The following is a 23,381-nucleotide window of genomic DNA, read 5'->3' on the forward strand; positions in this document are numbered from 1 at the left end:
ACCGGCGTCACGGCCCGGCTGAGCGTCAGTCGGCCTGGGCGGCCAGTTCCCGGGCCCGGTCCCGGGCGGCCTCCAGCGCCGCCAGCATGGCCGCGCGTACGCCGTGGTTCTCCAGTTCGCGGATCGCGGAGATGGTGGTGCCCGCGGGCGACGTGACCGCCTCGCGCAGCTTCACCGGGTGCTCGCCGGAGTCGCGCAGCATCACCGCCGAACCGATCGCGGTCTGCACGATCAGCTCGTGCGCCACCTGACGCGGCAGGCCGAGCAGGATGCCCGCGTCGATCATGGCCTCGACCAGGAGGTAGAAGTAGGCCGGTCCGGAGCCGGAGAGCGCGGTGACCGCGTCCTGCTGCGACTCGGGCACCCGGACGGTGGCGCCGAGCGGGGAGAACATCTCCTCGGCCAGGGCCAGGTGCTCGCCGGTGGCGTACGCGCCCGCCGAGATGGCGCTCATCGCCTGGTCGACCAGCGCCGGGGTGTTCGTCATGACCCGGACCACCGGGGTGCCCTCGGGCAGCCGGCGGTTGAAGAAGGAGGTCGGCAGGCCGGCGCAGAGCGAGATGACCAGCTTGTCGGCCGGCACCTTCGGGCCGATCTCGTCCAGCAGCGCGGCGGCGTCCTGCGGCTTGACCGACACGGCCAGCACCTCGGCCTCGGTCACGGCGGTCAGGTTGTCCACCACCCGTACGCCGTAGCGGTCGGTCAGCTCCTGCGCGCGTGCCGGCCGCCGCGCGGTGGCGAGCAGCCGCTCCACCGGCCAGCCGGAACGCAGCAGCCCGGAGAGCATCAGCTCACCGATCTTGCCGGCGCCGATCACCGCGACCGTGTGCCCGCCCACCCGTGCCCCCTTCTCCGACTCCGTTAAAAGGGGGCCCCTGCTCTGCACGAGGCGTTAAGCAGGGGCCCCTCCTTACACAACTCAGCTGCCGAAGAAGACCTCGGCCTCGGCGTACCGCTCCAGCGGCACGGTCTTCAGCTCGCGGGTGGCGTCGGCCAGCGGGACGCGGACGATGTCAGTGCTCTGCATCGCGACCATCTTGCCCCAATCGCCCTCGTGCACGGCGTCGATCGCCTGGAGACCGAGCCGGGTGGCGAGCACCCGGTCGAACGCGGTCGGGGTGCCGCCGCGCTGGATGTGGCCGAGCACCACGGTGCGGGCCTCCTTGCCGGTCTTCGCCTCCAGCTGCTCGGCCAGCCACTGGCCGATGCCGCCGAGGCGGACGTGACCGAACGCGTCCAGTTCCTGGTTGTGCAGGACCATCTGGCCGTCCAGCGGCTGGGCGCCCTCGGCGACCACGACGATCGGAGCGTACTGGTGCTGGAAGCGCTTCTCGACGTAGCCGGCGACCTGCTCGACGTCGAACTGCCGCTCCGGCAGCAGGATCACGTTGGCGCCACCGGCGAGGCCGGCGTGCAGGGCGATCCAGCCGGCGTGCCGGCCCATGACCTCGACCACGAGCGTGCGGTGGTGGCTCTCCGCGGTGGTGTGCAGCCGGTCGATCGCCTCCATGGCGATGTTGACGGCGGTGTCGAAGCCGAAGGTGTAGTCGGTGGCACCGAGGTCGTTGTCGATCGTCTTCGGCACGCCGATGACGTGGACGCCCAGCTCGTGCAGCTTGGTGGCGACGCCGAGCGTGTCCTCGCCGCCGATCGCGATCAGCGCGTCCACGCCCTGGGCGGCGAGGTTCTCCTTGATCCGCTCCACGCCGTTTTCGATCTTGAACGGGTTGGTGCGGGACGAGCCGAGGATGGTGCCGCCGCGGGGCAGGATGCCACGCACCTCGGCGATGCCGAGCCGCTTGGTCAGGCCCTCGAGCGGGCCCTTCCAGCCGTCCCGGAAGCCCACGAACTCGTGACCGTAGGTGGCGACGCCCTTGCGGACCACCGCCCGAATCACCGCGTTGAGACCTGGGCAGTCGCCGCCGCCGGTGAGCACGCCGATACGCATGATCTGCTCATCCTCCTGGAGCATCAGGTAAAGCCCGGATAAGCCCCAGGATATGTGTCAGATCAGACCATCGGCGCCGTTGCCGGCCCGGGGCGGGCCGTCACTGCGCACTGTAGTCGGCACAGGCGTACGCCGACACCGCACCCCGGGCCGTCCCGGACGGCGGTCGGGCTACCCGTCAGTAGCTGACCTCGTGGTTCTCCCCCGCCTTCGGCGGCTTGCCGGTCACCGCCGCCTTGGCGAAGCCGAGCAGGTTGACCATGGTGCTGCCGGGCGAGTCCCAGTACTCCGCCGACCCGGCGTGCACCTTGATCAACGTGATCCCGGGCGTGTCCAGCCCGTCCGGGAACCACGCCTTGAGCAGCGGGTTCCACAACTCCTTCGCCCGATCGGGGTCCCACTCCTCGGTGGCGGTGCCGGCGACCGACACCCAGGCGTGGTGGCGCTGGTCGGAGAAACCGACGTTCACCTGCGGGTTCACCCGGATCTGCCGCACCTTCGCCGAGTCGGCGTACGCGAAGAACCACAGGTCACCGTCGAAGTCCGCCTCCTGCAACCCCATCGGGCGGCTCACCAGACGCCCGTCCACGCCGGTGGTGGTGAGCAGGCAGATCCGGGCGTCCCGGATCAGCTCGGTGACCCGGCGGCGGGCGTCCGCGGCGTTTGTCGGCTCATTGCTCATGGGGCACTCCTGTCTCGGATCGGCGTAGATGCCGCTCCCGTGCCCTGGGCGGAACCGGTCAAACCTCCCGCGCCGTCATCGCCCGCCACCGCGCCAGGTTGTGCCGGGCGTCGACGAGAGCGTCGTGCCGACCGGCCTCGGCGTCCGGCAGCCGGGGACGCCCCCGGTCGTCCCAGAGCTGGCGCAACTCCTTGGTGAAGCGGGGAATCTCCCGGGGCAGCGCCGGCATCGCACCCCAGAGCTGGGCCAGCACGACGTGGTCGTAGGCGGCGTACCAGGCCCACAGCTCCAACTGCTCGCCCGGCCGGTCCCGCACCGGCTCCAGCAGGAACTCGTGCAGGTCGTCGCGGATGCGCGCGCGGGAGCGCCAGGCCCGGTCGGCCGGCGACGGGAGCTTGTCCAGCACGTTGCGCCGCACCCAGGGCACCGCCCGGGAGTCGTCGAACTCGGTGGAGACCGCGTAGAACTCGCGGCCGTACTCGTCGACGACGCCGATCGACACCAGGTCGACGATGCGGCCGTCCTCGATGAATTCGCAGTCGTAGAAATAGCGGTAGACCATCGCCCCCATCCTCGCCCATTACCGGCACGGGCCGGTCGCCGGGGCGTCCGCCGAGGTCGGCGGCCGTACCGGCGGCGGCCGGGCATGGTCACGGAAGTGTTTCCGGGGGTGTACAGCACGCGACGGGAGCGTCATGATCTGATGTGTACCGCCGTCGGGCGCCGAACCGGTTGAGCTGCCTCGTACCGGGACTGACAGCTTCACCCGGTGTGCGAGTCGTGACTTCTGACCGGGGAGGGGTTGAGCCGTGGAGTCTCGCCTGCCGGAGCCGGGTGACGCGCTCACGGGTGTGGAGATGTTCGCCGGGCTTGAGCCGGAGGTGCGGCAGCGTGTCATCGCCGCCGCCGTGCCGCGCACCTACCGCAAGGGCCAGCTTCTCTTCGTCGAGAACGACCCCGGCGAGTCGCTGATCGTGCTGCGCCGCGGCGCGGTGGCGGTGTTCCGCACCGCCCCGACCGGCGAGCGCGCGGTGCTGTCGGTGATCCGACCCCCGGACGTGCTCGGCGAGGTGTCCCTGTTGGACGCCTCCACCCGCTCGGCGTCGGCCGAGGCGATCGAGGACTGCGCCGCGCTCGCGCTGTCCCGGCCCGCGTTCATGGAACTGGTGCACTCCAACCCGCGCATCCTGGACGCGGTGATGCGCTCGCTGGGCCAGCTGATCCGCCGGCTCACCGAGCAGAACGCCGACCACGTCTTCCTCGACCTGCCCGGCCGGGTGGCCAAGACGCTGGTCCGGCTGGCCGGCGAGAGCCAGGCCCCGATGATCACCATCGAGTTGAACCAGAGCCAGCTCGCCGAGATGGCGGGCGGCTCCCGGCAGAGCGTCAACCAGGCCATCGGCTCGTTCGCCAGCCGGGGCTGGCTGCGTACCGAGGGACGCCGCATCGTGGTCACCGACGTGGCCGCGCTGCGCCGCCGGGCCGGCATGAACGACCGCTGACGCGACGACGGCGGGGGCCGGCGGTCGTCCCGCCGGCCCCCGCCGCGTTCGTCGTACGCCAGTTCGTCGTACGCCCGGTCAGTCCTTCTCGGTGTCGGCCGGGGGCGCGCTCGGCCCCGGGCCGATCTTCGACGGGTCGGTCTTCTTCGGCGGGGTCGTCGTGGTGGTCGTGGTCTCGGTCGATCCGCTGCCCGCGGGCTGCTCCACCATGCCTTTTTCCTCCAGTTCGGCGAGGGTGACAGCGTCCACGTCGACCGTGTCACCGACGGCCCACACCGTCCCCCGTGGATCGGTCCATGAGGCGGACAGCCGGACGTGCACGGCAATCTCCCTGTCGACGGGACTTCCTGCTAGGGGAGACTAGACCCGGCCGAACAGCCGTGACGTCCCGCCGACCCGTCGGGTACCCGACTGCACGGCCGCGCGGGACACTGGGGACCTCACGCGTACGGAGCCGGACATCGACCTCACCTGTGGACACTGCTCCCGGACCGCCGGGCCGGACGACCGTTTCTGCGGTGGGTGCGGCCGTCCGCTGGCCGCGGCCTGCCCGGGCTGCGGCCACGCCAACGACACCGGCGCCAACTTCTGCACCAACTGCGGTCAGCCGCTGCGCGACCACGCGGTCACCGTGCAGGAGGACCGCCGCCAGGTGAGCGTGCTCTTCGTCGACATCGTCGACTTCACGACATACGCCGAGCGGGCCGACCCGGAGCAGGCCCGCGGCCTGCAACAGGCCTACTTCGCCACGGTGCGCCGGCTGGTGCACCAGTACGGCGGCGTGGTGGAGAAGTACATCGGCGACGCCGTCATGGCGTTGTTCGGCGCGCCGGTGGCCACCGACAACGACGCGCTGCGCTGCGTACGCGCCGGCCTGGAGCTGCAACGCAGCCTGGCCCGGCAGCCGGCCGGACCGCATCCGCCGCTCGGGTTCCGGGTCGGCATCGCCACCGGCGAGGCCCTGGTCGACCTGGCCGCGGCGCGCGACGGCGGCCAGGCGTTCGTCACCGGCGACGTGGTGAACACCGCCAGCCGGTTGCAGGGGCTCGCCCCGGTCGGCGGCGTGGTGGTCGACGAGAGCACCTGGGCGGCCACCCGGCGCGAGATGGAGTACGACGACCAGCCACCGGTGACGTTGCGCGGCCGGTCGTCGGTGAGCCGGATCTGGCTGGCCGTACGGGCACAGCCACGGCGCGACGACCAGACCGCCGAGCTGACCCCGATGGTCGACCGGGACCACGAGCGGGGCCTGCTGGTCAGCGCGCTGCACCGCACGCTGACCGAGCGCACCTCGCAGTTGCTCACCGTCTTCGGCCCGGCCGGGGTGGGCAAGAGCCGGCTGCTGCGCGAGCTGGCCCGGCACGCCGCCAGCCTGCCCGGCGCCCGGGTCACCTGGCTGACCGGCCAGTGCCCGCCGTTCGGCGAGAACGTCACCTACGCGGCGCTGGCCGACATCGTCCGGAGCTGGGCCGGGCTGACCGGCGCCGACGACCCGGCCACCATCCGGGAACGGCTGCGCGAGCGACTGGGCCACCTCACCGACCCGCACGCGGTACGGCTGGCCGAGGCGCTGGGCCCACTCGTCGGCGTCTCCGGCGAACGGCTCACCTCGGCCGAGACCGAGGCGGCGTGGCGGCGCTTCCTGCTCGCCCTGGCCGCGACCGGTCCCACGGTGCTCGTCTTCGAGGACATGCACTGGGCCGACGAGGCGATGCTGTCCTTCGTCGAGCAGCTCGGCGCGGCGGCCCGCAACGTGCCGCTGCTGGTCGTCGCGACCGCCCGGCCGGAGCTGCGCGAGCGGCATCCCGCCTGGACCGGCACGATCAGCGGGGCGATGTCCATCTCGGTGCCGCCGATGCACGACGGGGACATCGACACGCTCTACTCGCTGCTGCTCGGCCAGGCCACGCTGCCGCAGGACGCGCGGGCACCGCTGATCGAGTTCGCCGACGGCAACCCGCTCTACGCCCAGGAGTACGCGCGGATGCTGCTCGACGGCGGGCTGGCCGAGCGGACCGCCGCGCTCGCGCTCGTCGACCCCGTCGGCGGTGCCGGGATGCCGCGTACCGTGCAGGCGGTCATCGCCAACCGGCTGGACCTGCTCGACCCCGCCGACCGCGCGGTGCTCCAGGCCGCCTCGGTCGTCGGCGTGCAGTTCTGGGCGGCGCCGGTGGCGCTGGCGCTCGGCCGCCCGGCGGAGTGGGTCGAGCGCGCGCTGCACCACCTCCAGCGCCGTGACCTCGTCTACGAGCTGCCCGTGTCGACCATGCCCGGCCAGGCGGAGTACCGGTTCCGGCACGTGCTGGTCCGGGACGTCTGCTATCAGCGGCTGCCCCGGGCCGAGCGGGTCGCCCGGCACCAGCGCACCGCCGACTGGCTGGAGCAGCTCGCCGACGGCCGCCAGCACGACCTGGCCGAGGTGCTGGCCAACCACAGGTGGGCGGCGCACGAGATCGCCCGTACGGTCGGTCTGGACCAGGCACCGCAGGCCGCCGCGACCCGGTCCGCGCTGCACCGGGCCGCGCGCCGGGCGTACGACCTGCACGCGCTGGAGACGGCGGCCACGCTGGTGGACCGCGCGCTGAGCGTGGAGTGCGGCCCGGACCCGGCGCTCGAGCTGTTCCAGGCCGAGCTGGCGTTTTACCGGGACCGGGACGGCTTCCTCGACGGCGGCGGCACGGCGCTGCTCACGGCGCTCGCCGGCCGGCTGGCCGACGCGGGTGACCGGCCCGGCGCGGCGAAGGCGTGGCGGCTGCTGGCCACCGCGGCGTTCGCGCGGGCCGACCGTTCGGAGCTGATGCGCTGCCTGGACCGGGCGATCGGGCTGCACGCCACGCTGCCGGACAGCGAGGACAAGGTGGGCGTGCTGCTGGAGCTGGCCCGGGCGCACATGCTCGACGCCGAGACCGAGCCGGCGTGCGTGGCCGCGCGCACCGCCGCCGAGCTGGCCGAGCGGCTGGAGCTGCGGGAGGCCCGGGCGAACGCGCGTATCACGCTCGCGGTGGTCCGTTACCAGGCCGGCGCCGAGGAGGCGTACGCCGAGCTGGCCGACGTGACCGAGGAGTGCCGGGTGGAGCGGCTGACCAGCCGCCGCCGCGCGATGCACAACCTGGCCTGGGTGCTCCAGGAGGAGGGCGATCTGACCGGCTCGGCGCGGCTGGTCGACGAGCAGCGCTCGCTGGACCTGGCCGGTGAGCACGCCCTGACGGTGAGCTTCAGCGACCAGTGGGCCCGGTCGTACTACAGCGGGGACTGGACGTCGGCGCTGCGGATGGCCGAGGGGTCGACCCGGCGCCCGACCGACGAGTGGGACCTGCACATCGTGGCCGTGTCCGGTTGGATCCGGGCGCTCGGCGACGACCCGGGCGGCCCGGGCACCGGCGAGGACCTGGTGGATCAGGCGCTCGTCGCGGCCCGGCGTAGCGGGTTCCAGCGGGTGCTGCGCTCCACGCTGGCGCACGCCGCGCTCTGCCGCGCGGTGCAGGGCCGCCGGGACGAGGCGATGGCGCTGCTGACCGAGCTGGACGAGGACTGGCGGCAGACCACGATGATTCCGTTCGCCGAGTGGGTGCCGGCGGTCGGTCACGTCGCCGCGCTGCTCGGTGGCGACGCCGCGGTGCTGGTGCGCGACCTGCTGGCCCACGCGCCACGGGTGACCCGGTGGGCGCGGCAGGCCGGGCGGTCGGCCGAGGCGGCGCTGGCCCGGGGCGACGGGGACGCCGGGCGGGCGGGCCGGCTGCTCACCGCCGCCGCCGAGGGGTACGCGGAGATGACCGACGTCACCGACCAGATGATCGCGGACGCGCTGGCGGTCGGGCCGCTGACCGAGGCGGACCCGCCGGCCGCGGCGGCGACGCTGCACCGGGTACGCGCGTTCGCCGGCCGGCACGCCGCCGGCGGGCTGCTGCGGATCGCCGGGGCGGGCTGAGGGGTCAGGCCGGGACCGGCTGCGGGTAGATGCCCCTTACCGGTGGAGTATTTGGCTTTCGCGATGGATGTTACTTTTCGCGGCGGTGCCTCCGAGAGTCCGGGATGAGGTACGAACGACGAGCGGCACGCCACAACGCACTCCCGGAACCGGGTGCCGACGTGTCACGATTCAGGGCACGGGCAGGGATCGGCGAAGGGGGTGTCCGGTGTCAGGGGGCGGGCCCCGTCGGGGACGACGGGACAACGGGCTCGACGCGGCCGAGTACGCGGTCGCGGGCGACGTCGATCCACGCGTCGGCGAGCACCTGCTCGACGTGCTCGCCGCCGGTGGCATCGCGGCCTACCTCCAGCCCTCGGCCGACCTGAACCCGGTGACCCGCACCACCACCGTCCCGGCCCGACCGGTCGACCGGCTCTACGTCGACAGGTCGCACCTGACCACCGCCCGCGACTACCTCACCCAGCTCGCCGACGAGAGCGCGGGCGACCCGCCGCGCGCCGACGAGCCGGACATCGAGGCCGAGTGGGCGAAGATCGTCGCCGGCTTCCACACCGCGCCCAGCGCCGGCAGCCGCCCCTGGCCGACCGCGGAGGACGTGGACGACCCGCCCGCGCCGGGCACCGCCGCCGGCGGCCGGGCCGAGGAGCCCGCCGGCCCGACCGCCACCGACGTGCGCCGGCTGCCGTACGCCGCCGACATCTCCGGTGTCTCGCTCAGCCGGGACCGGCACGACGAGCCCTCGCTGCTCGACGGCCTGGACACGTTCGGCGCGAACCTGCCCGACGAGGCGTCCGACGAGGAGCACTACACCCCGCCCCCGCCACCCCCGCTGCCCCGCTTCTCCAAGTACGCGGTGCTCGGTGTGGCCTGCTTCGTGCTCGGCTTCCTGCTGTTCCTGTCCCCCACCGTGGTGTCGCTGGTCGACCCGTCGGTGGTCACGCTGCTCGGCTTCACCGGCATCCTGGCCGGATTCGTGATGCTGATCTGGCGACTGCGCCCGGGCGACCGGGACGACCACGACCCGGACGACGGCGCGGTCGTCTGAGGCGGCACCGGGCGCCGCCCGGATAGCGGGACGCCGCCCGCCCTGGGCGAGGGCGTGACAAGCGTGTAACTTACAGTCAGTAGGAATAGGCCGAACGTCACGTCCCGCACCGGCTGTCCGGTTTGCGTCTCCTTCCGGGTCGCCGGTCCCCTGCTGAGCGGAATGCCCGAGATGCGACTGAGCCCCCTCGTGGTGGTGGCCAACCGCCTCCCCATCGACGACAGCGTGGCGCCCGACGGCGCCTTCGAGTGGCGCCGCAGCCCCGGCGGTCTGGTGAGCGCCCTGCACCCGCTGCTGCGGCACACACCCGCGACCTGGGTGGGCTGGGCCGGCGGCACCGGTCCCGCACCCGAGCTGCCGGACGTGGACGGCGTCCGGATGCACACCGTGCCGTTGAGCGCCGACGACTTCCGCGACCACTACGAGGGCTTCGCCAACGCCACCCTCTGGCCGCTCTACCACGACGCCGTCGAACAGCCGGAGTACCACCGCCGCTGGTGGGAGGCGTACCAGCGGGTCAACCAGCGGTTCGCCGAGGCCGCGGCCCAGGTGGCCGAGCCGGGCGGCCTGGTCTGGGTGCAGGACTACCACCTCCAGCTGGTGCCCGGCCTGCTCCGCGAGCTGCGCCCCGACCTGCGGATCGGGTTCTTCCTGCACGTGCCGTTCCCGCCGCCGGAGCTGTTCATGCAGCTGCCCCGCCGGGCCGAACTGCTGCGCGGCATGCTCGGTGCCGACCTGGTCGGCTTCCAGCGGGCCCAGGCCGCCCACAACTTCGCCCAGCTCGCCACCAAGGTGCTCGGCCTGCCCGCCAGCGACCGGCGGATCGGCGTGGACGGCCGGGTGGTGCGCATCGGCGCCTTCCCGGTCGCCATCGACACCGCCGAGATGTCCGCGCTCGCCGCCCGCCCCGAGGTCGCCGAGCGGGCCCACCGGCTGCGGCAGGACCTGGGCCGGCCCGAGCACGTGATCCTCAGCGTCGACCGGATGGACTACACGAAGGGCATCGAGCAGCGCCTCAAGGCGTACCGGGAGCTGCTCGCCAACGGCGACATCAAGGTCCGCGACACGGTGCTGGTCCAGGTGGCGGTGCCCAGCCGCGACCGGGTGGCGCAGTACCAGATCCTGCGCGACCGGGTGGAGCACCAGGTCGGCCGGATCAACGGCGAGTTCGGCCGGGTCGGCGAGCCGGCGATCCACTACCTCACACAGCCGTTCGACCGCGCCGAACTGGTGGCGCTCTACCGGGTCGCGGACGTGATGGCGGTGACGCCGCTGCGCGACGGCATGAACCTGGTCGCGAAGGAGTACGTGGCGGCCCGGGTCGACGGCACCGGCGCGCTGCTGCTGAGCGAGTTCGCCGGCGCCGCCTCCGAACTGGAACAGGCGTACCTGGTCAACCCGCACGACCTCGACGGCCTCAAGCAGGGGTTGCTGGCCGCGCTGCGGGCCGGCCCGGAGGACGTCGCGGCCCGGATGCGCGCGATGCGCGACCACCTGGCCCGCAACGACATCCACGCCTGGGCGGCGTCCTACCTCAGCGCGCTGGAGGAGAGCGGAACCCTCGCCGGCCGCCGCCCCGCCGCCCGATGACCCGGGCCCCCGGCGCTCACCCGTGGGTGGGCGCCGGGTCCTTGTCCAGCCAGTCCAGGATCGCGTCGATCGGCTCGCGCCAACGGGCGTCGAGCATCAGGTCGTGCCCCATGCCGGGGAACAGCAGCGGCGCCGAGGCGTACCGCCGGGCGGCCCTGGTCAGCGCCGTGGCCGGGAGCACGCGGTCGTCCGGGCTGCCGAGCACCAGCACCGGTGGCCGGCCGACCGCCGGCTCCGGTGCCCGGCCGGTCAGCAGCTGCCACTGCGCCCGCCGTCCGGCCCGGCCCAGCCGGGCCAGGTGCCGCCGCGCGTCGGCGTCCGGCAGCTCCCGGCTGAACAACTGCCGCCGGTTGAGCCGCAGCCCGGCGCCGAAGACCGCCGGGACGGTGCCGGCCGGGTTGCGCCGCAACGCCGTGCCGAACGTCGCCCAGCCGCCGAGCACCGGCGCCACCAGCACCGCGGCCCGCACCGGGTAGCGGGCCATCGCGTGCGCCACGACCCGGGCACCGGCGCCGTGCCCCACCAGCACCGCCTGCCGCGGCAGGCTCGCCGCCACCTGCGTCACGTCATGGGTGTACGACCGCAGCGTCGCCTCCGGCGCCGGCTCGCTGCCGCCGTGCCCGCGCAGGCTCAGCGCGTACGCCGGGAAGCCGCGACCGGCGGCGTGCCCCAGCCAGTGCTCGGCGAACGCCCACGCCCCGTGCCCGAACCCGGGCACGAACAGCAGCGGCGGCTTCGCCTCCTCCCGCTCCGGTACGGCGGCGAGCACCTCGCGACGGGCGGGCCGCTCCGGCCGGGCCCACTCCCAGGACCGGACCACCCGGACACGATCCGTCGTCGCCGTCATTTACCGTCCTCCAGCTCGTGCAGCGCCCGCTGGAGCGCGCGCAGGTAGTCGGCGTGCCCGACCTCGAACCAGTGCCGGGTGCTGTCCTTGACCTTTGCCGAGTACCGCTCGCCCAGACCGGCCCGGACCTTGCGGTCGAACACGGCGGCCAGCTCCGGCCGGGTGGCGCGCAGCGTGAGCAGCCGGGCGAACAGCACGCTCTGCCAGTGCGAGATCGCGAAGATGCCGGAGTCCGGCTGCACCAGGCCGACCACGGCGAGCGTGGGGTGACCGGCGGTGAACGCGTTGAGCCACAGCCGGGGCCGCCCGGAGCCGTCCTCGTCGCCGAGCACCCGGCCGGCGAGGAACTCGAAGCGCGGCAGGTAGCCGGTGGCGAAGACGACCAGCTCCGGGTCGATCCGGCGGCCGTCGGTCAGCTCCACCGCGCGGTCGTCGAACCGGGCCACGTCCGGCACCGGGGTGACCTCGCCGTGGCCGACGTAGTAGACGAGCTGGCTGTTGGCGATCGGGTGCGTCTCGTAGACCCGGTGGTCCGGCTTCGGCATGCCGAACCGGGTCAGGTCGCCGACGGTCAGCCGCAGCGTCCAGTGGTAGAGCCACTGCCGTACCCGCAACGGCACCCGCAGCGCCAGCAGCGTGTCGTTCACCTGGTCGGCGGGGCGGCCGAGGACGTACTTCGGGGCGTACCAGTAGCCGCGGCGGGTGGAGTGCCAGCAGCGCGACGCCTGCTGGGCCGCCTCCACCGCGATGTCGCAGCCGGTGTTCCCGGCCCCGACCACGAGCACCCGCTTGCCGCGCAGCTGCGCCGGGTCCTTGTAGGACGAGGCGTGCATGACCTCGCCCCGGAACTCCTCCAGCCCCTCGTAGCGGGGCAGCTTGGGCGACCAGTTGTGGCCGTTGGCGACCACCACTGCGGCGTACCGGGAGGTGCGCTCGGGGCCGTAGCCGCCGGTGCTGCGCGTGGTCACGTCCCAGCGGTCCCCCTCGACCGGCTCGACGCGGACCACCTCGGTGCCGAACCAGACGTGCTGGCGCAGGTCGAAGTGGTCGGCGTACCGCTCGAAGTAGGACAGCAGCTGGCTGTGGTGCGGGTAGTCCGGCCAGTCGTCCGGCATCGGGAAGTCGGGGAACTGGGTGAACGGCCGGGACGAGATCAGGTGGGTGCTGGCGTACACCGGGCTGCGGTCGTGCCGCCAGTTCCAGGCGCCGCCGACGCCCGTCTCCCGCTCGTAGCAGTCCACGCCGAAGCCCGCTTCGCGCAGGTTCTTCACGGCGGTCAGGCCGCTGGCGCCGGCGCCGATGACGCAGACCGTGTCGCCCCGGTCGGAGACCGGGCGGTCGTCGCGGCTCGGTACGACCGTCCGGTCCGGATCGGGGCGGCCGAGGTCGGTGGAGGAGGACACCGGGAATTCTCCTTTGTGCGGCACGCGTGCCGGGTCGGAGCGAAATCCTGCCGAGAATGCCAGCCGTTGTCCAGCCACCCGATCCGGCACCGCCCACCCGCCGGGCTTCCCCGACACAGCGTCACCACCGGGTCGGTCACCGAGCGTGAGTGGACCGGCTGCGCGGACGGCGTACCCTCGTTCGCCCTTTGCTCTGCCGCCACTGACGCAGCACCGCCGCGAGCTGCCCTGATGTCTCGCGGCCATCCGGCCGGAACGCGGCCCGCCGGTCACAGTGGGTAGCTGGTGCGCATATGGCGGCAGAGCAAAGGCGGCGAAGCGGTTAGCCCGCCGGCCGCTGGACCTCACCGTGCGTCACCGCCTCCGCGGTCCGGCTGCTGCGCAAGCGCGGACGGCGCGCGGCGCAGGCGTCGGGCGCGGACGGGCCGCCGGGCACGGTGCGGCCCGGCGGTCCGTGCCGGTCAGGCGGTGGGCAGCAGCAGGTCGACCAGGACCGGGAAGTGGTCGCTGGCCCGGCGGGCCGCCGGGGTGTCCACCACGTCGTAGTCGACCACAGTGATCCGGGGATCGACGAACAGCGCGTCGATGCGGCGGCGCGGGTCGGCGCAGGAGTACGTCAGCCGGTCGGCCCGGTCGGCGGCGAGCGCCGTGTCGGTGAGCCCTTCGGCGAGCGTCTGCCACGCCGGGCCGTCCGGGCCCTCGTTGACGTCCGCGCCGGCCACCACGGGCAGCGTGGACGCAGCCAGTTCCCGCTTGAACGCCGCCGCCTGGGCCGGACGCTCGGCCGGGTCGGTGGACAGGTGCGAGCCGGCCAGCAGCACGTCGACGCCGCCGACCCGGCACTGCGCGTACGCGGCGCCGCGCATGTGCCGCCCCGGCGTCAGCGGATACCGCTGGCAGCTGGTGTCGACGGCGCGCACCCGCAGGCTGGTCAGCAACACGTTGCCGAGCGACGGCAGGCCGCCGGCCGCCACCACCATGCCGAACGACTCGGCCAGCGCGGCGCACTTCTGCCGCCACCGGAACCGGCGCGGTCCCTCCTGGACGATCACCACGTCCGGCGCGGCGGTCCGGACCACCTCGGCCAGCGCGGCGGCGTCGTCACGCTGGCTGTGGATGTTGTACGACAGGACCCGCAGCGGCACACCCGCATCAGTCATGTCAGATCCGCCGGGCCAGGTCGGCGGCGCCGATCACGCCCGCGGTGTTGCCCAGCTCGGCCGGGCGCACCTCGGCGACGGGCAGGCGGCTGCGCTGGGCCAGCGCGTCGGCGAACGACCGCCGGGTCGGGCCGAGCAGCAGGTCACCGGCGTCGATCACGCCGCCGCCCACCACCAGCACCTGCGGGTCGAGGATCTGCGCCATGTCGGCGAGGCTGGTGCCGAGCCAGCGGCCGACCTGGGCGAACGCCTCGGTGGAGACCGGGTCGCCGCCCTTCGCGGCGGCGGTCACCATCGGGCCGGTGATCGTCTCGGCCTCGCCCCCGGCCAGCTCCAGCAACGCGGTCGCCCGGTGCGGCTCCTGCCGGGCGGCCGCGCGGGCGAAGCGGACCAGGGCGCTGCCGCTGGCGTACTGCTCGATGCAACCGAGCCGGCCGCAGCCGCACTGGTGGCCGTCCGGCACGGTGAGCATGTGGCCCAGTTCGGCGGCGATGCCGTTGGCGCCACGGACCAGGCCACCGCCGAGCACGATGCCGCCGCCGACACCGGTGCCGATGGTGAACATGACCATCGAGTCGTCGGCGTCGCGGGCCGCGCCGTAGCGGAACTCCGCCCAGGCGGCCACGTTCCCGTCGTTCTCCACGATCACCGGCAGACCGGTGGCGTCGCCGACGTACGTGCGCAGCGGCTCGTCCCGCCAGGCCAGGTTCGGGGCGAACAGCACGGTCGAGCGGGAGGCGTCGATCCAGCCCGCCGCGCCGATGCCGACCGCCTCCACGGCGTGACCGGCGGCCAGTTCGGTGACCACCTCGATGATGACGTCGCGGGTCTTGGCCACGTCGTCGGCGGGGGTGTCCCGTCGCGTCTGCACGAGTACCGTGCCGGCGTCGTCCACGACACCGCCGGCCACCTTCGTGCCACCGACGTCGACTCCGATGGTCAGCGTCACCGCTGCCACTCCCCTCTGCTGTGCTGCCCGGGAACCGGCCGAACCGGCCGTACGGTCCCGGGATGTCCGGTGGTCAGGCCCCGTCGCCTGGTGCGTCCGCGCCCACCTCTCCGGACGCCCGCGAGGCGGGCACCGCGGGACGGCCGGCCGGTGGCCGGCTCGTCGCCGGCTCCGGCGGCCCGGCGGCGTCGGCGGCACCCGCATCGGCCGCGCCCTCCCCCCGGGTGGCGGCGGACCACACGTCCTGCTCGGGTGCCGGCTGAGAATCATGCCCGCTACGGGTCGCCTCGCGCCACACGTGGTCCCCGGATCCCTCCGGAGCGGCGGTGCCGGCGTCGGCGGATCGCTCCGGTTCGGCCGGGGTGAACGCCCGCAGCACGCTCGCCACTCCGGCCGCCAGGTCCCCGGCGCCGGTGGCGAGCCGCTCGGCGAATTCCGGACTCGGATCGCGCAACGCGGCGATACCGCGGCAGACGGGGCAGACACAGCATTCCGGCGAGCCGGTGGCGAAACCGGCGGGCGCGGGCGTCTCCGGGGCCGGGCCGGCGCCGGGCGGGGTGTGACCGAGGACACCGGAGAGGATCCCACCGAGCGGACCCCAGGCACCGGAGCCGGGTGCGGCGGCGGCCATCTTCGCGCCGGCGAGCAGTGTGGCGACGAGGCGCTCGGCCTCTTCCCGGGCCGAACCCGGATCAGTGGTGCCCATGGTTCGGCTCCTCCAGCGTGACTACCGGGACGACGGTCGGGTCTCGTGCGCCGCACCGGGTGCTTCTACCCGGCGCTTGAGCTGCTTCAACGCCGCATCCATGATCATTTTCTCGGCCTTGCGGCGGAACATGCCGAGCATCGCCACGGACAGCTCCACCTCAAGCGTGTAGGTCACCGTGGTCGTCCCGTCCGCGTTGCCCGCCAGGTCGTACGACCCGCGCTGGGAGCGCTGCATCTTCGACGCGGCGACCAGGTGCCACTCGATCCGGGAGATGTCCTCGGCGTACTCGTAGGCCAGCACGTACTCGTCGGCCATCACGCCCGCGTCGAGGGTGAACCGGACCTGGCTGGCGTAGCCGTCCTCGTACTCCTCGATCACCTCGGCCCGGCGTACCGCCTCGGCCCACTCGGGATAACTCGGGAAGTCGCAGATGACCGCCGCCACCCGGTCCGGTGACGCGCCGATGATGATCGACTGGGTGGAGGTGTCCGCCATGGGGGGAGGCTACCCGGCCGCCCCGCGGCCGGTCCCGCTCCACCCGCCGGACGGCGTCCCACCAGCCGGGCGGGCAACCTCCCTGGCAGACCCCCCTGGGTGTGCGGGTAGGTTTCGACAGAGCCGACCAGGCCGGCCCCGCCGGTAGAGCACGAGGGAGTGCAGGTGCGCGAGTTCTCCGTCCCGCCGATCGTCACCGTCGGCGACGCGGCCACCCTGACCGACCCGGTCTGGGAAAACGCCGAGGTCGCCCCGGACACCGTGCAGTTCGTCCGCCCCGGCGCGGGGACGGACGCGCGCGAGGAGGTCACCTGCCGCCAGTTCCGCGACGAGGTGGCGGCGGTGGCGCAGGGCCTGATCGCGGCCGGCGTCTCCCCCGGCGACCGGGTCGGCCTGATGAGCCGCACCCGCTACGAGTGGACGCTGTTCGACTACGCGATCTGGGCGGCCGGCGCGGTGACCGTGCCGATCTACGAGACCTCCAGCGCCGAGCAGGCCGCCTGGATCCTCGGCGACTCCGGCGCCGTCGCCGTGGTGGTGGAGAGCACCGCGCACGCCACCCTGGTCGCCGGCGTCCGGGACCGGCTGCCCGAACTGCGCGAGGTGTGGCAGATCGACCTGGGCGCGGTCGACGACCTGGTCGCCGCCGGCGCGTCGGTGGACCAGGCCGAGGTGGAGACCCGCCGCTCGCTGCTCAAGGCCGACGACGTCGCCACGATCATCTACACCAGTGGCACCACCGGCCGGCCCAAGGGCTGCGTGCTGACCCACCGCAACATCTACTCCGACATCGCCAACGCGGTGCCGGTGCTGCCGAACCTGTTCCGCCAGGGCGCCTCCACCCTGCTGTTCCTGCCGCTCGCGCACGCCTTCGCCCGGCTCATCCAGGTCGGCGTGGTGCACGCCCGGGCCACCATGGCGCACTGCTCCGACACCAAGAACCTGGTCGCCGAGCTCCAGGACTTCAAGCCGACGTTCGTGCTCTCCGTACCCCGGGTCTTCGAGAAGGTCTACAACGGCGCGCGGCAGAAGGCCGAGGCCGAGGGGAAGGGCAAGATCTTCGACCGCGCGGAGAAGGTCGCCATCGCGTGGAGCGAGGCGCAGGAACTGCCCGGCGGTCCCGGCCTGGGGCTGCGCGCCCAGCACGCCGTCTTCGACAAGCTGGTCTACCGCAAGCTGCGGGCGGCGATGGGCGGCCGGTGCCGCGACGCCATCTCCGGCGGCGCACCGCTCGGCGCGCGGCTCGGGCACTTCTTCCGCGGCGTCGGAGTGACCATCTGCGAGGGGTACGGCCTCACCGAGACCTCCCCGGCCGCCGCCGCCAACCTGCCCACCGGCACCCGGATCGGCACCGTCGGCCGCCCGCTGCCCGGCGTCACCATCCGGATCGACGACGACGGCGAGGTCCTCATCGCCGGCGACATCGTCTTCCAGGGCTACTGGCACAACGACGCGGCCACCGCCGAGGCGATCACCGCCGACGGCTGGTTCCGCACCGGCGACCTCGGGCGGCTCGACGAGGACGGCTACCTGAGCATCACCGGCCGGAAGAAGGAGATCATCGTGACCGCCGGCGGCAAGAACGTCGCCCCGGCGGTGCTGGAGGACCAGGTACGGGCGCACCCGCTGATCAGCCAGTGCGTGGTGATCGGCGACCGGCAGCCGTTCATCGCCGCGCTGGTCACCATCGACGAGGAGGCGCTGCCGAAGTGGCTGGCCGGGCAGGGGCGCCCGGAGACCACGAGCATCGCCGAGCTGCGCGAGGACGCGGCGCTGCGCGCCGAGGTGCAGTCCGCGGTCGACCAGGCCAACCAGGCGGTCTCCAAGGCCGAGGCGATCAAGGTGTTCCGGATCCTGCCGCAGGACTTCACCGAGACCACCGGCGAGCTGACCCCGTCGCTGAAGGTCAAGCGTCAGGTCGTGCACAAGACGTACGCCGCGGAGATCGCCGAGATCTACCGGGGCTGACTACCATCCGTCACGTGCCCGCCTCCACATCCCGCCAGCCGTCGACGCAGCCCCTCGCCGCGGCGGCTCGCGCGGTCGTCCTCGCGCTGGTCGCCGCCCTGACCCTGTTCGCCACCCGCGACGCCACCCAGCTCTGGTGGATCGCGCTGCTGGGCGTCGCCGGCCTGCCCGCCGTGCTCGCCCCCCAGCACCGGCTGCTCGCCCCGATCAGCCGCTTCGCCGAGGTCGTGGTGCTCGGGCTGGCGGCCAGCCAGGTCGCCGCCGACACCCACCTGTCCGGCGTGACCGGCGGGGTGGGCGCCTCGGCGGTGCTGCCGTACCTCGCCGTGCCGGTCACCGTCACCGCGCTGAGCCGCCGGTTCCGCGAAGGTGCCGCGCTGCTCACCGTGGCGGCGGCGACGCTGCTGGCCAGCGCCGCGTTCACCCAGGTCGACGGCGGACCGCAGCTCGGCCAGGTCGGCTACCTCGCGGTCTGCGCCCAGTGGCTGATCCTCGCCGGGCTCGGCCTCTACACCGCCGGCACGCTCCAGCGCGTCATGCGGGTGCGCGGCGAGGGCAAACCCCAGCCGTACGCCGAGGCGACCCGCCTGCTCACCCAGCTCCGTACGGTCGCCCGCCAGCTGCCCGGCGCCACGCTGGACCCGGGCGGCATCTCCGAGCACCTGCTGGAGGAACTGCGGGTGGTGGCCAAGACCGACCGGGGCGCGGTGCTGTCCGCCAGCGGCGGCGGCCGGCTCGTGGTGCTCGCGCAGATCGGCGCGGACCGGGTCGACTGGGAGACCACGCTCGACGCCGACTCGGCCATCGCCGACGCCTGGGCCAGCCAGCAGCCGACCGTCTCGGCCCGCTCGCAGGCCCGGTCCCGGCACTCCGGCGAGGTCTCCGCGCTGATCGTCCCGCTGGTGGCGGGCGTACGCACCGTCGGCCTGGTGGTGATCGAGGCGGACACCGCCGCCGCGTACCCGCCGCCGGTGGTGTCCCGGGTGACGGCGCTGACCGGCCCGGCGGCGCTGCGGCTGGAGGCGGCGTTGCTCTTCGACGAGGTGCGCTCGCTGGCGACGAACGAGGAGCGGCAGCGGCTGGCCCGGGAGATCCACGACGGGGTCGCCCAGGAGCTGGTCATGGTCGGGTACGGCATCGACAACGCGCTGGCCACCGTCCACGACGACGCCGAGGAGACCGCCGACTCGCTGCGGACCTTGCGCCAGGAGGTCACCCGGGTGATCACCGAGCTGCGGCTGAGCTTGTTCGAGCTGCGCAGCGAGGTGGACCGGCACGGTGGCCTGGCCGCCGCGATCGCCGAGTACGCCCGCACCGTCGGCGCCTCCGGCGGCCTGCGGGTGCACCTGTCGCTGGACGAGTCCACCGCCCGGCTGCCGGCCGCCACCGAGGCCGAGTTGCTGCGCATCGCGCAGGAGGCGGTGACCAACGCGCGCAAGCACGCCGGCGCGTCGAACCTGTGGGTCACGTGCGAGGTGGATCCCCCGTACACCCGGATCGAAGTGTCGGATGACGGTCACGGCATCGGTGACCAGCGCCCGGACGGGCACTATGGCCTTGCGATCATGGCCGAGAGGGCGGAACGTATCCGAGGCCGGTTGGAGATCAGGCCGCGACAGCCGAGTGGGACGACTGTGGCGGTGGTGCTCGGTTCGTCGCCCCGGCGCGATAAGGTGCGCGGCAGCGCCGCAGCAGCAGAAGGGGAGTAACCCGAGGATGACCAGCAGTCCGACACCGGCCACCCGTACCAAGGTTCTCCTGGTCGACGACCACGACCTCATCCGCAAGGGGCTGCGTCACGCGTTCGAGCGGGACCGCCAGTTCGAGGTCGTGGGCGAGGCGGCCACCGCGGCGGAGGGCGTGCGCCAGGCCGGTGCGCTCCAGCCCGACGTGGTGATCATGGACCTCCGCCTGCCCGACGGCAGCGGCCTGGAGGCCACCCGTGCCCTGCGCAAGTCCAGCGCGTCCATGGGCATCGTCGTGCTGACCATGTACGCCGGCGACGACCAGCTCTTCGGCGCCCTGGAGGCGGGCGCGAGCGCGTTCGTGCCGAAGACCGCCCCGGCCGACGAGGTGGTGGCCGCCGCCCGGCACGCCGCCTCCTCCCCCAGCGCGTTCACCGCCGCCGACCTGGCCGAGGCGATGAAGCGCCGGCTTGCGCCGTCCGGCCCGCAGCTGTCCCCCCGTGAGGGCCAGGTGCTGCGTCTGCTCGCCGACGGCATGAGCGTGGCCGGCATCGCCAAGCAGCTGTTCGTCAGCGAGTCGACCGCCAAGACCCACATCTCGAAGCTCTACGAGAAGCTGGGTGCGGCCAACCGGGCGCAGGCCCTGATGACCGCGCTGCGGCTGGGGCTGCTGGAGGCCCCGGACGCCCCGAAGTTCTGAACGGCGCACCGCCGGAAGAGGCCCCGTCCACCTCGGACGCGGGCCTCTCGGCGTTCCCGGCCCCGATGTGGTCGCGCACGGTGAGCGGCCGGACGCCCAGTGACGGCGGTCTTTGCAGCGCGGCGGCGGAGGGGCAGAATACCCGGGTGATCCGCGCGGCGGTGACGACCGCGTGTCGCCGACACCCGAGGGGCAGGACATGCAGCGGCCGGACTGGGCACCCGAGACCATCGACATCGAGCGCCCCAGCGTCGCCCGCATGTACGACTACTACCTCGGCGGCTCGCACAACTTCGCCGCCGACCGGGCGGCCGCCCGCGCGATGGTGGAGGCGGTGCCGGAGGCGCCGCTGATGGCCCAGGCCAACCGCGCGTTCCTGCGCCGGGCGGTGCAATACCTCGCCCAGGCGGGCATCCGCCAGTTCCTGGACATCGGCTCCGGCATCCCGACCGTCGGCAACGTGCACGAGATCGCCCAGCGGATCGATCCGGAGTCGCGCGTGGTCTACGTCGACGTGGACCCGGTGGCGGTGGCGCACAGTCAGGAGATCCTGGCCGGCAACGCGCACGCCGCGGTGCTCCAGGAGGACCTGCGCAACCCGGAGGCGATCCTGACCCACCCGGAGGTCACCCGGCTGCTGGACTTCAGCCGGCCGGTCGCCGTGATGGTCGTGGCGGTGCTGCACTTCGTCCCGGACGCCGACCGGCCCGAGGAGATCCTCCGGACGCTGCGCGATGCGCTGGCACCCGGCAGCCACCTGGTGCTCTCCCAGGCCAGCGATGAGGGCCGCGACGGCACCGGCGAGCGGGCCGAGGCGGAACGGGTCTACCGGCGCACCGACAGCCAGCTCTGGGTCCGCAGCCGATCCGAGCTGACCGCGCTGTTCGACGGCTTCGAGCTGGTCGACCCGGGTGTGGTGTGGGTGCCGCAGTGGCGGCCGGACTCCCCCGACCAGGCGGAGAACGCCGAACGGGCCGTGTTCATGGGCGGGGTCGGGCGGCTCGGTGGGTGACGACGCGACCCGCTGCCGGCCCGGCGTGTTCGCCCGGGCCTGGGCCAAGGCGGTGTCCGGCACGAGCTACCTGCCGATGACCCAGGCGCAGCTGGAGGAGATGCTGCAGCGGCTCACCGACCGGCTCGCCCAGGCGTTGCGCGCCGAGCCGTTCGACCTGCGGATCGGCCAGCAGGTCGGCGCGGAGCTGGTGCAGGCGCACATCGCCTCCGCGGAAGGGCTGGGCCGCACCGTCGAGGTGATCCAGCTACGCCTGGTCCGCGATCTCGACCTGGTCGTCGACGACGTCGAGGACCGGATGGCCCGGCTGCTCGCCACCGTCGCCACCGGGTACGCCCGCGCCCTGCGCGACCGCACGCTGGACGAGCAGGAGTCCATCCGCCGCGCCGCCATGATGGCCCGGGCGCAGGCGGAACGGGCGCTGCGCGACAGCGAGGCCCGGTTCCGGCACCAGGCCACCCACGACCCGCTCACCGGCCTGCCGAACCGCACGCTGTTCACCGAACGGCTGACCGCCGCGATCACCGCGCCGGGGCGGGGCGCCGACCGGGTCGGTGTCTGCTTCCTCGACCTGGACCGGTTCAAGGTCGTAAACGACTCCCTCGGCCACCAGATCGGCGATTCGCTGCTGGTCACTGTGGCGCAGCGCCTGCACCGGGCGCTCGGCGAACACCTGGTCGCACGGCTCGGCGGCGACGAGTTCGTGATCCTGGTCGAACGCACCGCCGGCACCGACGACGCGGTGAAGGTCGCCGAGGCGGCGCTGGCCGCGGTACGCGAACCGGCGCTCGTCGCCGGCCACGAGCTGACCGTGTCGGCCAGCATCGGCATCGTGGAGCGCCCGGTGACAGGCACCTCGCCGATGGACCTGATGCGCGCGGCCGACAGCACCCTGCACTGGGCCAAGGCCGCCGGTGGGGCCCGCTGGTCGCTGTTCGACGCCGACCGCAACCGCCGCGAGCTGGCCCGGTACGCGCTTTCCGCGGCGATCCCCGCCGCGCTGGACCGGGGCGAGTTCTACCTCGACTACCAGCCGCTGACGTCGTTGCGCGACGGGCGGGTGCTCGGCATGGAGGCGCTGGTGCGCTGGCGTCACCCGGAGCTGGGTGTGCTGCGGCCGGACAGCTTCATCCCGCTGGCCGAGGAGACCGGGCTGATCGTCCGGCTCGGCAGCTGGGTGCTGGCCGAGGCGTGCCGCGAGGCGGGCACCTGGCCGGGCGCGGACGGCGACGCGCCGTTCGTCAGCGTCAACCTCGCCGTGCGGCAGTTGCACCGCGCCGACCTGGTGACCGAGGTACGGGGGGTGCTCGGGCGCACCGGCCTACCGCCGCACCGGCTGCAACTGGAGATCACCGAGAGCACCATGATGAGCACGGTGGTCGAGCCGGTGCGGGCCCTGCGGGTGCTCGGCGACCTCGGGGTCCGGGTCGCCATCGACGACTTCGGCACCGGCTACTGCAACCTCGCGTACCTGCGGGACCTGCCGGTCGACGAGCTGAAGGTGGCGGGCGAGTTCGTGACCGGCCTGCGCGCGCCGGGCAGCCGTACCGACGAGCGGATCCTCGCCTCGCTCGTCTCGCTGGCGCACGCGCTGGACCTCACCGTCACCGCCGAGGGCGTGGAGACGGCCGACCAGGCGGACCGGCTGCGCGCGATCGGCTGCGACGCCGGGCAGGGCTGGCACTTCGGCCGTCCCGGCCCGGCCGCGCCGCACCTGGGCCGGGTGCCCGCCCACGTCGACGCGGCTTCCTGACC

General features: G+C 73.6%; 20 protein-coding genes. 9 read left to right on the top strand and 11 right to left on the bottom strand.

Translation table 11 applies throughout. The features are described 5' to 3' along the window. Window positions 1-25 precede the first annotated feature (25 nt). The 4 genes from proC to C569_RS0108240 form a co-directional block, all read right to left on the bottom strand. A complete protein-coding gene (gene proC, locus C569_RS0108225; protein WP_018785317.1) occupies window positions 26-838 on the bottom strand; it encodes a pyrroline-5-carboxylate reductase in 813 nt (270 codons plus the stop codon). An 81-nt stretch (window positions 839-919) separates the two neighbouring features. Continuing rightward, window positions 920-1,948 (bottom strand): 6-phosphofructokinase, encoded by a 1,029-nt coding sequence (locus C569_RS0108230; RefSeq protein WP_026267856.1) that lies wholly within the window; start codon window positions 1,946-1,948, stop codon window positions 920-922. 178 nt (window positions 1,949-2,126) lie between these two features. Beyond that, on the bottom strand, window positions 2,127-2,630 hold the full coding sequence (locus C569_RS0108235) for a pyridoxamine 5'-phosphate oxidase family protein (protein ID WP_018785319.1): 504 nt from the start codon (window positions 2,628-2,630) through the stop codon (window positions 2,127-2,129). Between the two features lie 58 nt (window positions 2,631-2,688). After that, the gene (locus C569_RS0108240; RefSeq protein ID WP_018785320.1) at window positions 2,689-3,192 is read right to left on the bottom strand and encodes a polyadenylate-specific 3'-exoribonuclease AS; all 504 of its coding nucleotides are present in this window, start codon (window positions 3,190-3,192) and stop codon (window positions 2,689-2,691) included. A 247-nt stretch (window positions 3,193-3,439) separates the two neighbouring features. On the opposite strand from C569_RS0108240, the gene C569_RS0108245 reads away from it, so the two are divergent. After that, window positions 3,440-4,132 (top strand): Crp/Fnr family transcriptional regulator, encoded by a 693-nt coding sequence (locus C569_RS0108245; protein WP_013287664.1) that lies wholly within the window; start codon window positions 3,440-3,442, stop codon window positions 4,130-4,132. Window positions 4,133-4,210: 78 nt separating this feature from the next. Here C569_RS0108245 and C569_RS0108250 read toward each other — a convergent pair whose 3' ends face one another. Continuing rightward, window positions 4,211-4,453 carry a hypothetical protein gene (locus C569_RS0108250; RefSeq protein ID WP_026267857.1) on the bottom strand — a complete coding sequence of 81 codons (243 nt, stop codon included), beginning with the start codon at window positions 4,451-4,453 and terminating at the stop codon, window positions 4,211-4,213. Between the two features lie 139 nt (window positions 4,454-4,592). On the opposite strand from C569_RS0108250, the gene C569_RS0108255 reads away from it, so the two are divergent. The 3 genes from C569_RS0108255 to C569_RS0108265 all read left to right on the top strand — a co-directional run bounded on the left by C569_RS0108255 (window position 4,593) and on the right by C569_RS0108265 (window position 10,698). After that, window positions 4,593-8,060, top strand: coding sequence for an adenylate/guanylate cyclase domain-containing protein (locus C569_RS0108255; protein WP_081635917.1), 3,468 nt, complete (start codon window positions 4,593-4,595; stop codon window positions 8,058-8,060). Window positions 8,061-8,268: 208 nt separating this feature from the next. Further along, complete coding sequence (locus tag C569_RS0108260) at window positions 8,269-9,108, top strand: DUF308 domain-containing protein (RefSeq protein ID WP_018785323.1); 840 nt, start codon at window positions 8,269-8,271, stop codon at window positions 9,106-9,108. Between the two features lie 171 nt (window positions 9,109-9,279). After that, window positions 9,280-10,698, top strand: a complete 1,419-nt coding sequence (locus C569_RS0108265) for a trehalose-6-phosphate synthase (RefSeq protein WP_026267858.1) — start codon at window positions 9,280-9,282, stop codon at window positions 10,696-10,698. 16 nt (window positions 10,699-10,714) lie between these two features. Here C569_RS0108265 and C569_RS0108270 read toward each other — a convergent pair whose 3' ends face one another. From C569_RS0108270 to C569_RS0108300, 6 genes are all read right to left on the bottom strand, one after another. Next, window positions 10,715-11,545 carry an alpha/beta hydrolase gene (locus C569_RS0108270; protein WP_018785325.1) on the bottom strand — a complete coding sequence of 277 codons (831 nt, stop codon included), beginning with the start codon at window positions 11,543-11,545 and terminating at the stop codon, window positions 10,715-10,717. Then, on the bottom strand, window positions 11,542-12,948 hold the full coding sequence (locus tag C569_RS0108275; RefSeq protein ID WP_018785326.1) for an NAD(P)/FAD-dependent oxidoreductase: 1,407 nt from the start codon (window positions 12,946-12,948) through the stop codon (window positions 11,542-11,544). The genes C569_RS0108270 and C569_RS0108275 overlap by 4 nt, the downstream gene beginning before the upstream one ends. A gap of 461 nt (window positions 12,949-13,409) precedes the next feature. Further along, window positions 13,410-14,108, bottom strand: coding sequence for an endonuclease/exonuclease/phosphatase family protein (locus C569_RS0108285; RefSeq protein ID WP_026267859.1), 699 nt, complete (start codon window positions 14,106-14,108; stop codon window positions 13,410-13,412). 1 nt (window position 14,109) lies between these two features. Further along, window positions 14,110-15,057: an ROK family glucokinase gene (locus C569_RS0108290; RefSeq protein ID WP_026267860.1), complete on the bottom strand. Its 948-nt coding sequence runs from the start codon at window positions 15,055-15,057 to the stop codon at window positions 14,110-14,112. A gap of 73 nt (window positions 15,058-15,130) precedes the next feature. Continuing rightward, window positions 15,131-15,763: a hypothetical protein gene (locus tag C569_RS0108295; RefSeq protein ID WP_018785330.1), complete on the bottom strand. Its 633-nt coding sequence runs from the start codon at window positions 15,761-15,763 to the stop codon at window positions 15,131-15,133. 21 nt (window positions 15,764-15,784) lie between these two features. Then, window positions 15,785-16,261, bottom strand: coding sequence for an SRPBCC family protein (locus tag C569_RS0108300; protein WP_018785331.1), 477 nt, complete (start codon window positions 16,259-16,261; stop codon window positions 15,785-15,787). Window positions 16,262-16,426: 165 nt separating this feature from the next. On the opposite strand from C569_RS0108300, the gene C569_RS0108305 reads away from it, so the two are divergent. The 5 genes from C569_RS0108305 (at window position 16,427) to C569_RS0108325 (ending at window position 23,379) form a co-directional block, all read left to right on the top strand. Beyond that, complete coding sequence (locus C569_RS0108305; RefSeq protein ID WP_026267861.1) at window positions 16,427-18,229, top strand: long-chain fatty acid--CoA ligase; 1,803 nt, start codon at window positions 16,427-16,429, stop codon at window positions 18,227-18,229. 14 nt (window positions 18,230-18,243) lie between these two features. Then, window positions 18,244-19,938 (top strand): GAF domain-containing sensor histidine kinase, encoded by a 1,695-nt coding sequence (locus C569_RS0108310; protein WP_018785333.1) that lies wholly within the window; start codon window positions 18,244-18,246, stop codon window positions 19,936-19,938. A gap of 7 nt (window positions 19,939-19,945) precedes the next feature. After that, window positions 19,946-20,614 carry a response regulator transcription factor gene (locus C569_RS0108315; protein ID WP_013287678.1) on the top strand — a complete coding sequence of 223 codons (669 nt, stop codon included), beginning with the start codon at window positions 19,946-19,948 and terminating at the stop codon, window positions 20,612-20,614. A 199-nt stretch (window positions 20,615-20,813) separates the two neighbouring features. Beyond that, the gene (locus C569_RS0108320; protein ID WP_018785334.1) at window positions 20,814-21,626 is read left to right on the top strand and encodes an SAM-dependent methyltransferase; all 813 of its coding nucleotides are present in this window, start codon (window positions 20,814-20,816) and stop codon (window positions 21,624-21,626) included. Window positions 21,627-21,702: 76 nt separating this feature from the next. After that, the gene (locus C569_RS0108325; RefSeq protein WP_231394745.1) at window positions 21,703-23,379 is read left to right on the top strand and encodes a bifunctional diguanylate cyclase/phosphodiesterase; all 1,677 of its coding nucleotides are present in this window, start codon (window positions 21,703-21,705) and stop codon (window positions 23,377-23,379) included. Window positions 23,380-23,381 lie beyond the last annotated feature (2 nt).

It is taken from the genome of Micromonospora sp. CNB394, assembly GCF_000374985.1.
In the GTDB taxonomy this organism is placed as follows: Bacteria; Actinomycetota; Actinomycetes; order Mycobacteriales; family Micromonosporaceae; genus Micromonospora; species Micromonospora marina.

What these genes read in the sequence shown, in the direction of transcription:
- C569_RS0108230 (WP_026267856.1), bottom strand. Translation starts at nt 1,948, where the DNA reads ATGCGTATCGGCGTGCTCACCGGCGGCGGCGACTGCCCAGGTCTCAAC.
- C569_RS0108235 (WP_018785319.1), bottom strand. Translation starts at nt 2,630, where the DNA reads ATGAGCAATGAGCCGACAAACGCCGCGGACGCCCGCCGCCGGGTCACC.
- C569_RS0108240 (WP_018785320.1), bottom strand. Translation starts at nt 3,192, where the DNA reads ATGGTCTACCGCTATTTCTACGACTGCGAATTCATCGAGGACGGCCGC.
- C569_RS0108265 (WP_026267858.1), top strand. Translation starts at nt 9,280, where the DNA reads ATGCGACTGAGCCCCCTCGTGGTGGTGGCCAACCGCCTCCCCATCGAC.
- C569_RS0108270 (WP_018785325.1), bottom strand. Translation starts at nt 11,545, where the DNA reads ATGACGGCGACGACGGATCGTGTCCGGGTGGTCCGGTCCTGGGAGTGG.
- C569_RS0108285 (WP_026267859.1), bottom strand. Translation starts at nt 14,108, where the DNA reads ATGACTGATGCGGGTGTGCCGCTGCGGGTCCTGTCGTACAACATCCAC.
- C569_RS0108295 (WP_018785330.1), bottom strand. Translation starts at nt 15,763, where the DNA reads ATGGGCACCACTGATCCGGGTTCGGCCCGGGAAGAGGCCGAGCGCCTC.
- C569_RS0108300 (WP_018785331.1), bottom strand. Translation starts at nt 16,261, where the DNA reads ATGGCGGACACCTCCACCCAGTCGATCATCATCGGCGCGTCACCGGAC.
- C569_RS0108315 (WP_013287678.1), top strand. Translation starts at nt 19,946, where the DNA reads ATGACCAGCAGTCCGACACCGGCCACCCGTACCAAGGTTCTCCTGGTC.
- C569_RS0108320 (WP_018785334.1), top strand. Translation starts at nt 20,814, where the DNA reads ATGCAGCGGCCGGACTGGGCACCCGAGACCATCGACATCGAGCGCCCC.
- C569_RS0108325 (WP_231394745.1), top strand. Translation starts at nt 21,703, where the DNA reads ATGACCCAGGCGCAGCTGGAGGAGATGCTGCAGCGGCTCACCGACCGG.